Source organism: Chryseobacterium sp. 3008163 (assembly GCF_003669035.1).
Taxonomy (GTDB): domain Bacteria; phylum Bacteroidota; class Bacteroidia; order Flavobacteriales; family Weeksellaceae; genus Chryseobacterium.
On record NZ_CP033070.1, the window covers coordinates 2,483,881 to 2,499,353 of the forward strand.

Consider the following 15,473-nt stretch of genomic DNA (forward strand, 5'->3'; position numbering starts at 1 on the left):
CAAACCATGAACGAACAACATAAGAAAAAATTAAGCAAATTCCTGAGCTATGTTCTCAGGCATCATCCCGAACTCATCAATTTGAATTTGGATGAAAATGGATGGGCAGATGTTGATGAATTAATCACAAAATCAAAAAGAGATTCTTATGAAGGCTTTACCTTTGAAGAATTAGATGAAATCGTACAAACTAACGAAAAAAAGCGTTTTGCTTTTAATGAAGATAAAACAAGAATCAGAGCCAGTCAAGGACATTCAGTTGAGATTAATCTGGCTTTAATTCCACAACAACCACCTGAATTTTTGTATCACGGAACAGCTCAAAGTAATATCGTATCCATTTTAGAAAAAGGTATTGAAAAAAGAAGCCGACAACATGTTCATTTAAGTCAAGATAAAGAAACCGCTACCAGAGTAGGAATGCGCCACGGAAAACCGGTTATTCTAACGATCAGAACACAAAAAATGTTTGAAGAGGGAATTGAATTTTATCTTTCGGAAAACGAGGTTTGGCTGACGGATTTTGTGAAGTCGAAATATATCACTCATGAGTAATTGTTTTTCAATCTATTGGTATTGAAATATTTAATTAAAATAAATCTAGTCTTTTTCCTTCCGTGATTCAGGTGTTTTTCCTGTAAGTTTTATGTTTTTATAGAGCGAAATTTGTTCTGTTAAACCATTAAAAACCAAAAATCATGACAACTAAAAAACATTTTTTCGTTTCATTAGAAGGAGTAGATCTTAGCGACGAACAATTAAAAAACATCGACAAAAGAATTCAGAATGTAGTACTTTCTGAGCTTTCAAAAGTCGATAACACGCAGTCTTTCTCTGCTCAACGAGATTTCAGAGCCATTATAAAGCCTCTTCGCATCAAAGACTGGTTTCCGTGGGGAATTGTCATCCTCAAACCGCAGATTGACATTCAGTCTCAGTTAAAAGATATTCAGTCTCAAATCAAAGCTTATGGAGGCTAAAAACAGCTCATCAAAAAAGATGTGTCCCAGTTACTTAGGAAAAACCGGGGCGCAGCTTTTTGGAGTATTGGGAAAAGACGGGAAAGTGAATTTTATCACGCCACTTACCGTCACAGAAGAGTTTCTTGAGCTCAATAAAAAGAAAAGCAATCTCGAGCAGCGATTCCGTTTTACAGGAAAATGCGCAGAAAAAGGGTGTTCACAATGGAATAAAGAAGAGTCGAAATGTTCGCTCTCACAAAAAGTTCAAACACTTGAAAAAGACAGAGTACAGGAATTATCATTCTGCCCGATTCGTTCCCAATGCCGTTGGTTTTTTCAGGATAGAGAAAATGCCTGTTTTTCCTGCAACGAAGTAACCCGGAATATGGAAGAGTTACTTTTGAGTATTTAATTCTTGAGAATTTCAATTTAATTAATGATCTCAAAATAAAAATACGCTCCAATTAGAAGCGTATTTTTCTATCTTTTAGGTAACCCTTTTTTCAAAGCATAATTGGCTCTTTCAACGGCTTTTTTCTCTTTCCAGTCCATGTAGCGTTTTTTGTAACGACCTTTCATGAAATTATCAAAATTTCTCTGAACGGTCAGATTCCACAAAGAATTGGCTTTCACCGCCCATGATTTGTCCCATGCACGAAGCGAAATAGAGAAACTTCCATCCAGATATTTCATCCAGTGCCACCATCCTGTTGGCATAAACAAAGTGTCGCCGTGTTCTAGAAAACACTCAATTCCTTCTACACCGTCCAATGCCGGAAATTTTTCAAAATCAGGATTAGAAATGTCATAATCCTCCAATGCATACGTAGTATAAGGAAGTTTATACAACCTGTCTTTCCATTTGTATTCGAAAAGCAAAACATGTTTTCTTCCGTTAAAATGGGTGTGGAAAATATGAGCTAAATCGATATCGAAATGTAAAAAAGTTACAGAACCTTGACCTCCAAAAAACATTCCCGGATATTTATCCAAAAAACCACCCATCAGTTCTTTCGGTGGGATATACTCATCAAGTAATTTTGAAGCGTGTTTGATTGGGTCGAAAAAGAAAATTCGAAGATCAGTAGGTTCTCTTTGGATGAGATCTATATAATCTGCAAATTTCATTTCGGTAGTCGGTGTATTGATGGGAGCCGAAGGATCAGCCTTTGCGCTGTCATAAAGAGGAACGATAATGTCTCCTACCACTTCTTTCACATAATCCATCGTCCATTTTTGATAGGCTGGCCATTTTTTGGCCATATTTTTTATCACTACCGGTTTTCTTGGGATCAGGTATTTCTCGCGGAACTCTTCTTGAGTAATATCATCAACAATATCTATAGGTTTTAGAATAACCCCCATTTTTATAAATTTTATGTTACAAAATTATTAAATAAACTTATACGAAAATTGAAATATTGTTCTTTTTAATCTATGACCTTTATCATTTTTTATTTAGATTGAGTATAAATTATTGTTCTAAATTATTTAAATTTATAGATGTATTTAATTACGAGGGAATTATTGCTAATTATATATTTTTATGTGTATAATTGTATGAAATTATAATCAATTTTTAAAAATTAGCGTGAATGATTAAAATTTGTTTTTCGAATATATAGGGTAAATGTGTATGTTTGTTGGACATTAAATTTTAAAATCAAAAAAATGAAAAAAGCTATTTTTATTTTGGTATGTTTTATTACATTATCATCTTTTACTTCTAAAGAAATTCAAACAAAAGAACTGCCATCAAACAGTCATTTTACATTTGGAAAGGTGTCAAAACAAAAAGTACAACTTAAAAAAGAAATGAAATACATTGAATTTACTACTTCATGTGGCATTCCTTGTTGGGCAGAATATGATACTGATTATTACAATGAAAACGATGTAATAGATATTATGCTTTATGTAGATGAATATTTTTGCGGAGAGTAGATAAATTAAACAATCATTCATACACAAAAAAACCTTGTATTTATTACAAGGTTTTTTTTGTGTATGGTAATCGGTTATACTAAAAGAGATAAATTTTTTCAAATATTAAAAAAAAGAGCTTCAAAATACAATTTATCACTATTTTTGTAGTCATAAAAATCAATTTAACCTTTGTTCAAAAATTAGATCTCTATAATGTGTAACAAAAAACAAGAACAAATAACTAATTACTCAAATAATAAATTATGAACAGAAAAATTTCCTTATTTCTCATGGTATTTTTCTCAGTCATTGCTTTCGCACAGAAAACAGTTTCCGGGAAGATCACAGATGAAGACGGTGTGGCCATCCCAAGTGCCAGTGTAACGGTAGAAGAGCCCGGCAAAGATGCCATCCTTGCATACGGAATTACCAATTCTAAAGGAGAATATAAGGTGACATTCACTTCTGCAGAATCTAATGTAGACCTGAAGGTTAAAGCTTTTAACCAAAAACCTCTAACAAAACAAATCTCAAACAGCGATCAGACATTAACGTTCAAAATGCAGTCTGAGGCAACAGAAATCAAAGAAGTTCAGCTGAAAACCAAAATGATTACCTCAAGAGGTGATACTATTGCTTATGATCTGAAAGCATTTGACAGCAAAAACGACCGTACTTTGGCTGACGTAATGAAGAAAATTCCGGGAATTGAAGTGAACGCAGACGGTTCTATTCTTTATCAGGGAAATGCCATCAACAAATTCTACGTCAACGGAAAAGATTTAATGGAAGGCGGTTACGGAACGATTAACAATTCGCTTCCAAAAGATGCTGTACAAAAAGTTGAGGTTCTTGAAAATCACCAACCCGTAAAAATGCTTCAGGGGAAAATTCCTTCTGACGCAGCAGCGATCAACATTAAGCTTAAAAACTCAGTAACGATGACCGGTCGAGGTGAAGTTGCAAGCGGTTTTGGAGACCCTTGGCTTTGGAATGTGAAACTAACACCTATGTTTTTTGGTCAGAAAAGCCAATGGGTAGTTAACTATAAGACAAACAATGTTGGTGAACAGGTAGAAAACGAAGGAAATATATTGGGAAGTTATAATCAATGGGAAGGCAGAAGAGGAAATGCTTCGCAGAATAATTGGCTAAGTGTAGAAAATGCAAGTGTACCTAATCTTCCGGTAAGAAGGTATTTATTTAATAATGTTCATTACTTATCAGCAAATTATTTAACAAATATTGATAAGAAAAAAGAATGGGAATTGAAGGTTAACGCCAACTATACCAACAATGCCGTAGAAAGAGAATCCACTACAAATGTAAATGACTTTCAGCAAAACACATCTTATGGATACAGTTTCTTAAACAACTTTTATACAGACAAATTAAAAGGAGAATTAATTTTCACTAAAAATGCTAAAAAAGGTTTTTTCAAAAACGTAACTACTTTCTCACAATTCTGGAATGCAGATCGATCTAATGCAAATAGATATGATAATATTGCAGGTAACAGATTTGGAAGCGAGGCAGTGCAATCACCTACATCATCTTTTCAGAACTCATTGAGTACGATTATTCCATGGAAAGAGAAAATGGTTAATTTAAAATCTTATATTAACTATCAGGATGATTCTCAAACATTGCAGATTACTCCGGCAAATTATCTTCAAATACCTTTCAGAGCAACTCCTACAGGTCCACTTACGACGATTCCTTTTGCTCCTGGAAGTATGGCATTGCAAAATTACAGAATGAAAACTTTAGACACTTCACATTCTGCAAACATTAGCTTCACTACAAAAGGATGGACTTTTACACCGGAAGTTGGTGTAGATTTTTCAACTGACAACCTGACAACAAACTTTGATGGTGCTACTACAGGATCAACTCCTGATTTTGGAAGTTCGCTTTATGAAAACAGCTTAAAGTTCACAGAATTTAAGCCTTTTGCTTCAGTTGGTATTAACTATAAATCTGATGCATGGAGCATATTTTCTAGTCTACCCGTAAATTTTAATAATATAAAAGCTGAAGATCCTTCTAGAAGTGTTAATAAAACTTTGAGTAGAACTACTTTCACACCCAATCTATTTGCTCAATATTCTTTTGCATCTTTCTTTAAAGCAAGTGTAAACGGAAATATCAGCAACAACTTTGGAGACATTCAAACTGCTTATGCAGGGTATATTCTTACAAGTCCTGGTGGATTTAACGTAATGAATGCTCAAAATCCAATTCCTCAAACAACTACAAAAAGCTTAGGGGGAAGATTAGAGTATAGAAATCCACTAAATAACTTATTCTTTAACGCCGGTTACAGAATAAGTGACGCTAAAAATAACTTATTGGCTTCAAGTTCAGTAAATGCTTCAGGATTTAGTGTTATTGAATATATTGAGAGAGAAAACAAAAGAGAAACGAATACTTTATACGGGGAAGTTGGAAAATATTTTCCAAAATTCAAAACAAATGCATCCGTTACGTTTAATCAAGGGACAACAATATCTCAGTCTATAAGAAATAATGATCTTTTAGATAATAAGAATTTATCAAATGCTTTAGGATTCAAATTCAACAATACCTATTTCTCTTGGATGAGCGTTGATTTCAATTTCTCTAAAACTTGGAGCAACAGAACCAATGGAATCTTACAGGGAGATTTAGGTAAAGCGGAAGGTTATACGCACAACTTAAATGTATTCCTTTATCCATTAGAAAACCATACATTAGGATTCTATTGGGATCAAATCAATTCAAGTCAGGCAAATGAAGAATATAAAAACGGATTCTTTGATTTGTCTTACCAATACAGCTGGGCAAGCAAAAAAGTTGATTTTGAATTGAAATGGATGAATATTGCAAACAGAAAAGTATTTGAAAGAATAGACGTTGGCGATGCTTCAATAAGCCAGACGACAATGTTATTAAGACCAAGCCAAGTGATGCTGGCAGTAAAATTCAACTTCAAATAAAAACAAAAAAACCAATCTCACTGAGGTTGGTTTTTTGTTTAAATCTAAAAGTCCTGCAAATCCGCAGTAGGGCCATAACTTCCGGGCAGCTGAATATCATTTAATCGGTAATAAACTCCCAGCTGTGCACGGTGATGGGTAATTTGACTCAAACTGTGACGGATGGCACCGTATTTTGTCCATGAAGATAGAGTATGTCCGTCATTTTTTAATGACCAGTTTGGTTCAAGATCTTCTTCTTTTGCTTTTTCTAAAGCTTCTTCGCTAGATTTGTAATTGTCTTCCAAAACTTTAAGCAAATCTTCCTTTGTGGTAAGCAGTTTTGGCTGCATTCCGCCTTGTGCAAGATCTATTTCAGAACTGTTCAGCATAAAACCTGCCCAACCAAAAATTTCCCCAATATGGGTCGCAAGATGTGCCATTTTCATGCTTTTAGGATGCGGACTGTACTCATTTTTGTCTTCTGGATAGATTTCAAAAAACTTCTTTGTCGTCTGATACTCGGTTTCGAGTTCATCTCTGAATTGTTTTAATGGGTCCATACAATATTTGTTTTTAGGTACTTAAAGATAAAAATTTTAGATAAAATAATATCGAAAGAAATTTTAATTAAAAAAATCTGTAACAAAATTGTACAACAGCTAACTAATTATGTAAACGTTATTAAAATGAAAAATTTATTTTCAATACTATTTATCGCAATTTTCACAATTGCTAACGCACAAGAAGCCAAAGAAAGCTCAAACCGTTTCTTTTATGAGCTTACTTTCAAACCAAAAAAAGATTCTGCCAAGCTTGATAAAGTAATTACTGTGTTGGATATTACAGACAAAAACAGATCTGTTTATCAGGATTACACAGTGATTTCTCAAGATTCTATCACAAAAGTAGAAATTGAAACAATGCAAAAAGCAGGGGTATACAAAGACCTTTCAAAATCTCTTAAAACACCGAAGTTTTCAGCAAGAATTCATAAATTCTATCCAAGCATGAAAGTTGAATATGTAGATAAAGTAGCCAACGGAATGACTCCGGTAAACATCGCTTACACTGAAGATTTGAAATTTAACTGGAAAATATTAAATGATAAACAGAAAATTGGTGAATACAATACCCAAAAAGCAACCACAGAATATGGTGGAAGAACTTGGACAGCTTGGTTTTCTTCAGACATTCCCTTTCAGGATGGACCTTATAAGTTCAGTGGACTTCCTGGTTTGATTGTAAAAATTGAAGATGCCGACAAAAATTACTCTTGGGTACTACAGGGAAATAAAAAATAAAAGAATACAACGAGTTTTCTTACATAGAAGGGTTAATGCAGGCGACAGGTGGAAAACCAAAGGAACTTACAAGAGAAAAGTTTGACAAAACATTTAACGATTTCAAAAAAGATCCTTTTTCTTCGGTAAGACCAATGATGACACAGGAAATATTATCGAGACCAGTTCCCGGCACAGACGGAACAGTAGGAGATATGATGAAAAAGCAGGAGAAAATGTATAAAGATTTTTATAATGCAAATGATAACCCTATTGAAAAGTCTCAAGACAAAAAATAACATTCATATTTAACTCAACTATATTGAAATAAACCCAAATGCAGAAATGTGTTTGGGTTTATTGTTTTAATAATTTTCTACAAATCTTTAAAAGAGCGTTATTTAGATTAAATTTAAATAGAGTATATTTGCACTTACAAAAATATAGGTATTGAAAGATAACTATTTACAAACATTAAGCAACTTTCCTAAGAACAAACTTGGGAAAATTTTGGGCTATGACAATGATCATTTGAAGATGCCCAACAAAATTATAGAAATGGGGCTTTTGCCTGAAACTGTTTTCAGAATTCTGTACCAGGCACCTTTCAACGGTCCTCTTTACGTGGAGTTTGGCGAAGAAAAAAGCCGGATTGCACTGCGTAGAGAAGAAGGCGAGTTTATCATTGTAGAAGATTGGAATTAATGCAGCAACAAAACAAAAAACAGATACTTTTAGTCGGAAACCCAAACGTAGGAAAATCAACCGTTTTTAATGCGCTTTGCAACAAAAAACAGAAGACAGGAAACTATGCAGGGGTGACAGTTTCTAGCCATTCCGGGAATTATACGTATAAAAATGAAGAGGTTGAGGTTGTAGACCTTCCGGGGTCATACAGCATTTATCCAAGTTCTGAGGATGAGGCGATTTTTTCTAAATTTCTTTTGGAAGGTCAGAAAGATTTTGCTGGGGTTGTCTATATTCTGGAAGCTTTAAGTTTAAAAAGAGGATTGCTTTTGTTTCAGCAAATTCAGGATTTGGGCGTTCCGATGATTTTGGTCGTTAACCAAGTGGATCAGGCAGAAAGAAGAGGAATTAATATCGATATCGAAAAGTTTTCTCAGGCTTTGAATATCAAAATTATTCAGACCAACGCCAAAGAACAGTTAGGAATTGAAGCCATTCAGGAAGCTGTTTTAAACAATGATTTTGCTAAAATAGAAAATCCTTCATTTGAAATCCCTGCAGAGCATAAAGATTTTTTAAATAAAATTTCTTTGCACAATCATTTTGAAAACGATTATAAAGCCTGGATGAGCATTTCTGTTGGTGCAGATATAAATAAATTAGATTCTGCGACAGATTTAATTACGGATTCTGAAGCTAAAAGTTTAGTTCCGAAGAGATTGCAGGTTCAGGAAGTGGTAAGGAGATATCAAAATATTGATAAAATTTTATCAAATGTTATTTCTAAAAAACCTCAGTTCAAAGAACTTTTAACCGAAAAATTAGATAAAGTTCTCGTTCATCCGATTTTAGGATATGTTGTTTTTATTGGAATTTTGCTGGTTATTTTCAACAGCGTTTTCTTTCTCGCAGAATATCCGATGAACTGGATCGATGAGTTTTTTGCATGGCTTTCTGCATTTAGTAAAGAACATTTACCTGAAGGTCCGATCAATTCACTGATTTCAGATGGAATAGTCCCAGGATTGGGTGGAATCATCATTTTCGCACCACAAATCGGGATTTTATTATACTTCCTTTATCTTTTGGAAGATTCAGGATATATGGCAAGAGTGATTTTCCTAATGGATAGATTCTTACGACCGTTCGGATTAAATGGAAAAAGCATCGTTCCATTGGTTTCAGGAACGGCTTGTGCAATTCCTGCCGTTATTTCAACAAGAAATATTGAAAATTTCAGAGAGAGATTGCTGACGATTTTGGTAACACCGTTTATGACTTGTTCGGCACGACTTCCGGTATATAGTATTATTATTGGGTTGATTATTTCAGATAAAACGATTTTCGGAATTCAATATAGAGCTTTGGTACTTTTAGGAATGTATTTGTTGGGATTTTTTGTAGCGCTTCTTTCGGCAGCGATTTTAAAAGGTTTCATTAAAAATAAAGGAAAAACCTACTTGGTAATGGATTTACCAACCTACAAAAAACCGCTTTTCGGATATGACCTGAAAATGGTTTTGGGTAAAGTGTGGGACTTCATTACCGGAGCGGGGAAAATTATATTCATCGTGAGTATCATCATTTGGTGCTTAAGTTATTTCGGACCAAAACAAAACGACGATCAGATTGTTGCCACGGATGTTGAGCTTGATCATTCTTATTTGGCTAAAATGGGTAAAGCTATTGAACCTGCCATTGCTCCTTTAGGATACGATTGGAAAATGGGAGTCGGAATTCTGACGAGTTTCGTGGCAAGAGAAGTTTTTGTGGGAACGATGTCTACTTTATACAGTTTGGATGACGATGCTCCCGAAGGTAAAGTAATCGATAAAATGCGAATGGATGTAAAACCCAATGGCGAAAAAGTTTTCAGTTTTGCAACAGGTATTTCGGTTTTATTGTTCTATGCATTTGCAATGCAGTGTGTTTCTACCATTGCAGTAGTTTATAGAGAAACCAAAAGCTGGAAATGGACAGGCTTTCAGGTGGTAATGATGACCGGTTTGGCATATTTTGTGTCACTAATAGCTTATCAAATCTTAAAATAAATGGATTTTTCTTTAATTTTTCAATATATTATCATCGCTCTTGTGGTGCTTTTTGCTTGTTATTCTCTATTCAGATATATCAGGAAAAACTTTGCACCCAAGAAATTTGATTCTAAAAGATCAGGTTGCGATAAGGATTGTGGGTGTTCTTAGCGCTTTGACAGTTAAAAGATGATTCTATAGAGAAGAACAACTTACTAACGTTAAGCATATTTCATTATTCAATCTTTGTTTTATTCGTATTTTTGCAAAAACATTTTTAATAGTATGTCATTAATAAAAAGTATCTCTGGAATCAGAGGAACGATTGGTGGAAAAGTAAATGATAACTTGACGCCACTTGATGTCGTGAAATTTGCATCTGCATTCGGAACCTGGCTTCAGAACAATAAAAATAAAAAAGATTTAACCTTAGTGATTGGCCGTGATGCCAGAATTTCTGGTTCAATGGTTAATTCTTTAGTAACTGCAACTTTGCAGGGATTGGGAATTAATGTCGTTGATCTTGGACTTTCTACAACTCCAACGGTTGAGATTATGGTTCCTGAATTGAATGCTGACGGTGGAATTATTTTAACGGCTTCTCACAATCCAAAACAATGGAATGCACTGAAATTATTAAATGAAAAAGGAGAATTTATCAACGGCGAAAATGGTGCGGAAGTTTTAGCGTTGGCAGAAAATGAAGATTTCAATTATGCTGAGGTTGACGACTTAGGAAAATACGAAACAAGAGATGATGCTTTTGATATTCATATTCAGCAGATTCTTGATTTGCAGATGGTGGATGTAGAAGCCATTAAAGCTAAAAAATATAAAATCGTTTTAGATGCTGTAAATTCTACAGGCGGAATTGCAATTCCTATGCTTTTAGATAAATTGGGTTGTGAAACGGTAAAATTATACTGCGAACCCAACGGACAGTTTCCGCACAATCCTGAACCTTTGAAAGAGCATTTAGGAGACATTTGCGAATTGGTGATTAAAGAAAAAGCTGATTTTGGTGTTGTAGTAGATCCAGATGTTGACAGATTGGCTTTGGTAGACGAAAACGGAGAAATGTTCGGTGAAGAATATACATTAGTAGCCGTTGCTGATTATTTGTTGAAAAATAAAAACGGAGTTGCCATTTCAAATCTTTCGTCAAGTCGTGCATTGAGAGATGTTGCCAGAACGCACAACTCAGAATACTTTGCAAGCGCAGTGGGAGAAGTGAATGTGGTGAATTTAATGAAAGAAAAAAATGCCGTGATCGGTGGCGAAGGAAACGGTGGAATTATCTATCCTGAGCTTCATTACGGAAGAGATTCTTTGGTGGGTGTTGCTTTGTTTTTGACGCATTTAGCTAAAGAAAACAAAACGGTTTCCGAATTGAGAGCCGGCTACCCAAGTTATTTCATGGGGAAAAAGAAAATTGAATTAACTCCGGATATTAATGTTGATGATCTTTTAACTAAAATGGAAAAAGAATATCAAAATGAAGAGGTTTCTACGGTAGACGGAGTAAAAATCGATTTTGAAAACAGTTGGGTTCACTTGAGAAAATCAAATACAGAACCGATTATCAGAATTTATACAGAGGCTTTCTCACAGGAAGAAGCCGACAAATTAGGCGATGATATGATAGCTAAAATCAGAAGTTTGATTTAATTCAGAATTTTTGTATATTTAGTATAGAAAAATAGCACAATGACAATTACCATTAATCCTAAAAACAAAAAAGAACTTGCCAAAATAAAAGCGATTTTAAGGGCAGTTGAAATTGATTTTGTAGAAGAAATTCCAGATGAAGATTGGTATGATGAACTTTCAGATGCTGAAAAGAAATCAATAGAATTGGGATTAGAAGATATTGAAGAAGGTAGAGTAGTTGCCCATTCGGAAGTAAAAAAGCTTTATGAAAAGTGGTTATGAAATCGTTTGGTCTGATCAATCACTAAAAGAGTTAGAAGAAACAATTGAATATCTAGAGCAGAATTTTACAAATAAGGAATTGAGAAGGTTGTCGGTTGAGATTGAAAGAAATTTAGATATAATTTCAGAAAATCCTCTGATTTTTTCAAGAACAGAAAAATTAGATATTCGTAAAGTGGTTATAGCAAAGTTTAATACTTTATACTATAAAATAGAAAATGAAAAGATTGAAATTATTTCATTTTTTTCAAATCGACAAAATCCTAGCAATAGGAAAATTTAATTAAAAAAAGTTTTTTCGAAGTTTACAAAGAAATTTTGAACTTTGAAAATAACGCTGAGATACTATATTGGAAGAATATTTTGGAAATGAACTTGTAAAAAAGTTCGAGGAAATGATGGAAAATAATGATGAATTCTACTTCGATACAGAAGAATTAGATGATATTATTGTTTATTATCTGGAGTTGGGAGATTTTAATTATGCCGATATGGCAGTAACTTACGGTCTCAAACTTCATCCCAATTCTTTGGATATCAAGATCAAAAAACTTGAAGTGCTCTTAGAATGGGAAGATTATAATACGGCGAAGGAAATGATCGACGAGTTAAAAGGTTCTTCTATGGAGAATACAGACTTTTTGGTATGCTACGCAAAGTATTATTCGAATTTAGGAAACCCTAGAAAATCTATTGAAATCTGTAAAAAAGCTTTAGAATTAAATGAAGAAGAAAACTTCCTGAATAATTTTATTGCAGATGAATATGTGAATTTAGGAGATCCTTTTAACGCTCTTAAACATTATCAGCAGGCATTGAAAGACGACCCTACGGATGAATATTCGTTGGAAAACGCAATGATCTGCTTCAGTGATCTTAATAAGAGCGAGGAAGCTATTGCTTTCCTGAATGACTATCTTGATAATTTTGCCTACTCAGAAGTAGCGTGGAGCGAGTACGGACAGTACTATTTCAACAGAAAAAATTACGAAGAAGCCATCAAAGGTTTCGACTATATGCTGGCAATCAACTCCAGCGCTGTTGGAGTTTACGCAAGTAAAGCAGCCTGTTATGAAGCTTTAAATCAACACAAAAAAGCCATTGAAGTATATGAAGAAATGCTTGAGCTGGAATACACAAAAGCTTTTACATTTTATAAAATCGGATTGTGTTACAAGGCTTTAAAACAGCCGACCATAGCTTTGAATTATTTCCAGAAATCATTGAGAGAAGATCCTCAGTTTTATATGGCAATGATGGAGCAGTCTTATCTTTACGAAGAGATGGGCGGAATGCCGGAAGCATTGCACTTTGCAAGAGAAGCGACTTTGCTGAATGACGGAAACCTTGAGTATCAGAAAAGACTCGCATTTTTATTTATCGATTCAGGAAAGTTTGAAGAAAGTCTTTCTTGTCTGAAAAAATTGGTAGATGCAGAACCGTCAAGATTTTACAATTGGTATGCCTACACTGAAGTTTTGATGTTGGTGGGTGAATATGACGAAGCGGTAACTGTTTTGATTTCAGCTTTGGAACATCACAACCGTGCAGAACTCTATTATCAGCTGAGTAATTGTTATTTTAATCTAAAAAATACAACCAAAGGCGCCGAAACTTTAGAAAAAGCATTAGAGCTTGATCCTTCATTGATTACAGATATGCAGAAAAAATATCCGTATATCAAAGATGAGGTGAAAAAGGCTAAAGCGAAAGTGAAGAAAAAGAGTGAATAGAAGAAATATAAGAGCTTAAAATAAGAGTTTTATTTTGGGCAGTAATTTGACTTTGGCATTCGTCGAAAGCGGTTTAATATTATTTTTTATGGCAGCTTTTCCGCCTTCCGTTCCCAATCTTTTTGTTTTTCTAGAAAAAAACAAAAAGGATTTCCACTCAAGTCGGGCTGCAAAGTAGTCATCAATAAACGTTTTAATCAATTCAAATAAAATAATCCTGCAGCAATGCGGGATTTATTTTTGAACAACAGTTATCAATCTAGCTAATGTAATCAAGAAACTTTGTGGTCTCTGCTAAGTGGAACGCCTTTGCGAACTTAAAAGCAGTTAATAGTTAAAAAAAATCTTAGCGAACTTTGCGTTTAAAACAATGCATTTAATCATCTAAATAAATAATCCAGCATTTATTTTTGAACAACAGTTTTAGCCCTTAAAAAGATTAAACCTGCAATAATGACACTTGCTCCCGCAAATTGTAAAATCGTCAGTTTTTCGCCATCCAAAATCCCCCAAATGATTGCAACAATCGGCATCAGCAAAGTAACCGTCGATGCAAAAAGCGGAGTGGAAACTTTTAATAAACGATAATTCATCATCATGGCCAGTCCGGTTCCGAAAACGGAAAGTAAACTCACAAACATCAACCCCATCATATTTTCTTTTGAAAAAGTAAATGTTGAGACAAAACCTGTTGATATTAAGGCAATAAGTGATGGCAAGAATAAAATAAAAGAGAATACAAATGCAGACAAAACCGTCGATGAAACTTCCATCAGCTTAGATTTTACAGTCGTTGTGCTGATTGCATAACATAGTGTTGCCAAAAGTAAAAGCAGAATAGGGAATATTTTAAATGTAGAATCATCTCCGCCCCCGAAAGCAAGCAGACAAACTCCGGTGAAACTGATGAAAATTCCGGTCATCTGTCTTTTGGTTGTTTCAAATTTCCAGAATAATGTTCCTACAATAATGACAAAAATAGGCATCATCGAATTGATAATTCCAGCAATACTGCTGCTGATCTCAGTTTCAGCAATAGGAAATAAGAACATCGGGATAAAATTTCCTGTAAATGCCGCTAAAATCAGCCATTTCAAATGTTTTTTTGGGAATAGTTTATATTTTGATATGGCGATCGGCATCAGAATGATTCCGGCTATTAAAACTCTCAACGCTCCGACCTGATAAGGCGTAAAATGGTCTAAAGATTTTTTAATTAAAATAAATGATGAGCCCCAAATGATAGTGAGGGTAATCAGAAGAATCCATTTTTCTTTATCTGCGTTCATTGTTTTCGTGTAATGTTTTTAGAAATTCTTTTTTAGAAATCATGGTTGCGCCTAAACTTTCAAGATGCTCTGTGTGAGATTGACAGTCGATTAAAGCGAGATCATTTTTATGAGCTTCTACGAAATGAATAAATCCGGCTTTTGAAGCATTGCTTACTTTGGCAAACATACTTTCTCCGCAGAATACTTTTCCGACCTGCAAACCATAAAATCCACCGACCAATTGGTCATTTTGCCAAACTTCAATGCTTCTTGCAAAACCATACTCATGAAGTTTCATAAAAGATTCCATCAGCTCATCCGAAAGCCAAGTTCCGTCTTGTCCTTTTCGACTGACCTGCTGACAGTTTTTGATTACCTCTCTGAAATTCTGATTTTCTGTAAATGTGAATAAGTTATTCCTCAAAATTTTCCTCATCGATTTCGAAACCTTCAGTTCATTCGGAAATAAAACAAATCTCGGATCGGGACACCACCATAGAATTTCTTCATCAGGATTAAACCACGGGAAGATACCATTCTGATACGCAAACCAAATTCTTTCCATAGACAAGTCGCCCCCGAAAGCAATAATGCCCTCGTGACCGTCATAAATCTGCGGGTTGGGAAACGAAATTTCTTTTGGGTCTAATCGAATCATAGGTGAAAAAAATCCCACTTAAAAAGCGGGA

At 34.4% G+C, this 15,473-nt stretch carries 17 protein-coding genes; 13 read left to right on the forward strand and 4 right to left on the reverse strand.

The features are described 5' to 3' along the window. Positions 1–6 precede the first annotated feature (6 nt). The 3 genes from EAG08_RS11250 (at position 7) to EAG08_RS11260 (ending at position 1,374) form a co-directional block, all read left to right on the forward strand. Positions 7–555, forward strand: a complete 549-nt coding sequence (locus EAG08_RS11250) for an RNA 2'-phosphotransferase (protein ID WP_129535518.1) — start codon at positions 7–9, stop codon at positions 553–555. A gap of 143 nt (positions 556–698) precedes the next feature. Further along, positions 699–980 (forward strand): hypothetical protein, encoded by a 282-nt coding sequence (locus EAG08_RS11255; protein WP_129535519.1) that lies wholly within the window; start codon positions 699–701, stop codon positions 978–980. A gap of 19 nt (positions 981–999) precedes the next feature. Continuing rightward, positions 1,000–1,374 (forward strand): hypothetical protein, encoded by a 375-nt coding sequence (locus tag EAG08_RS11260; RefSeq protein ID WP_129535520.1) that lies wholly within the window; start codon positions 1,000–1,002, stop codon positions 1,372–1,374. A 68-nt stretch (positions 1,375–1,442) separates the two neighbouring features. Here EAG08_RS11260 and EAG08_RS11265 read toward each other — a convergent pair whose 3' ends face one another. Next, positions 1,443–2,327: a cupin-like domain-containing protein gene (locus EAG08_RS11265; protein WP_129535521.1), complete on the reverse strand. Its 885-nt coding sequence runs from the start codon at positions 2,325–2,327 to the stop codon at positions 1,443–1,445. Positions 2,328–2,633: 306 nt separating this feature from the next. On the opposite strand from EAG08_RS11265, the gene EAG08_RS11270 reads away from it, so the two are divergent. Next, on the forward strand, positions 2,634–2,906 hold the full coding sequence (locus tag EAG08_RS11270; RefSeq protein WP_129535522.1) for a hypothetical protein: 273 nt from the start codon (positions 2,634–2,636) through the stop codon (positions 2,904–2,906). Between the two features lie 245 nt (positions 2,907–3,151). Next, positions 3,152–5,866: a TonB-dependent receptor gene (locus tag EAG08_RS11275; protein ID WP_129535523.1), complete on the forward strand. Its 2,715-nt coding sequence runs from the start codon at positions 3,152–3,154 to the stop codon at positions 5,864–5,866. A 44-nt stretch (positions 5,867–5,910) separates the two neighbouring features. Here the strand turns inward: EAG08_RS11275 and EAG08_RS11280 are convergent, their stop codons facing one another. Further along, a complete protein-coding gene (locus tag EAG08_RS11280; RefSeq protein WP_129535524.1) occupies positions 5,911–6,408 on the reverse strand; it encodes a DinB family protein in 498 nt (165 codons plus the stop codon). 126 nt (positions 6,409–6,534) lie between these two features. On the opposite strand from EAG08_RS11280, the gene EAG08_RS11285 reads away from it, so the two are divergent. The 8 genes from EAG08_RS11285 (at position 6,535) to EAG08_RS11315 (ending at position 13,513) form a co-directional block, all read left to right on the forward strand. Continuing rightward, the gene (locus tag EAG08_RS11285; RefSeq protein ID WP_317126269.1) at positions 6,535–7,149 is read left to right on the forward strand and encodes a GLPGLI family protein; all 615 of its coding nucleotides are present in this window, start codon (positions 6,535–6,537) and stop codon (positions 7,147–7,149) included. Positions 7,150–7,184: 35 nt separating this feature from the next. Further along, entirely contained in the window at positions 7,185–7,427 is a 243-nt protein-coding gene (locus tag EAG08_RS22945) for a hypothetical protein (protein ID WP_317126270.1), read from the forward strand. A gap of 151 nt (positions 7,428–7,578) precedes the next feature. After that, the gene (locus tag EAG08_RS11290; protein ID WP_129535525.1) at positions 7,579–7,833 is read left to right on the forward strand and encodes a ferrous iron transport protein A; all 255 of its coding nucleotides are present in this window, start codon (positions 7,579–7,581) and stop codon (positions 7,831–7,833) included. Further along, a complete protein-coding gene (feoB, locus tag EAG08_RS11295) occupies positions 7,833–9,866 on the forward strand; it encodes a ferrous iron transport protein B (protein WP_129535526.1) in 2,034 nt (677 codons plus the stop codon). Before EAG08_RS11290 ends, feoB begins: the two co-directional genes overlap by 1 nt. 267 nt (positions 9,867–10,133) lie before the next feature. Further along, positions 10,134–11,516 (forward strand): phosphoglucosamine mutase, encoded by a 1,383-nt coding sequence (gene glmM / locus EAG08_RS11300; RefSeq protein ID WP_129535527.1) that lies wholly within the window; start codon positions 10,134–10,136, stop codon positions 11,514–11,516. Between the two features lie 39 nt (positions 11,517–11,555). Then, positions 11,556–11,780: a DUF2683 family protein gene (locus EAG08_RS11305; RefSeq protein ID WP_129535528.1), complete on the forward strand. Its 225-nt coding sequence runs from the start codon at positions 11,556–11,558 to the stop codon at positions 11,778–11,780. Next, positions 11,764–12,063: a type II toxin-antitoxin system RelE/ParE family toxin gene (locus tag EAG08_RS11310; protein WP_129535529.1), complete on the forward strand. Its 300-nt coding sequence runs from the start codon at positions 11,764–11,766 to the stop codon at positions 12,061–12,063. The genes EAG08_RS11305 and EAG08_RS11310 overlap by 17 nt, the downstream gene beginning before the upstream one ends. 67 nt (positions 12,064–12,130) lie before the next feature. Then, positions 12,131–13,513: a tetratricopeptide repeat protein gene (locus EAG08_RS11315; protein ID WP_129535530.1), complete on the forward strand. Its 1,383-nt coding sequence runs from the start codon at positions 12,131–12,133 to the stop codon at positions 13,511–13,513. Positions 13,514–13,917: 404 nt separating this feature from the next. On the opposite strand, the gene EAG08_RS11320 is transcribed toward EAG08_RS11315, so the two are convergent. Together EAG08_RS11320 and aat are read right to left on the reverse strand one after the other, a co-directional pair. After that, positions 13,918–14,802: a DMT family transporter gene (locus tag EAG08_RS11320; RefSeq protein WP_129535531.1), complete on the reverse strand. Its 885-nt coding sequence runs from the start codon at positions 14,800–14,802 to the stop codon at positions 13,918–13,920. Further along, entirely contained in the window at positions 14,789–15,442 is a 654-nt protein-coding gene (gene aat, locus EAG08_RS11325; protein ID WP_129535532.1) for a leucyl/phenylalanyl-tRNA--protein transferase, read from the reverse strand. The genes EAG08_RS11320 and aat overlap by 14 nt, the downstream gene beginning before the upstream one ends. Positions 15,443–15,473 lie beyond the last annotated feature (31 nt).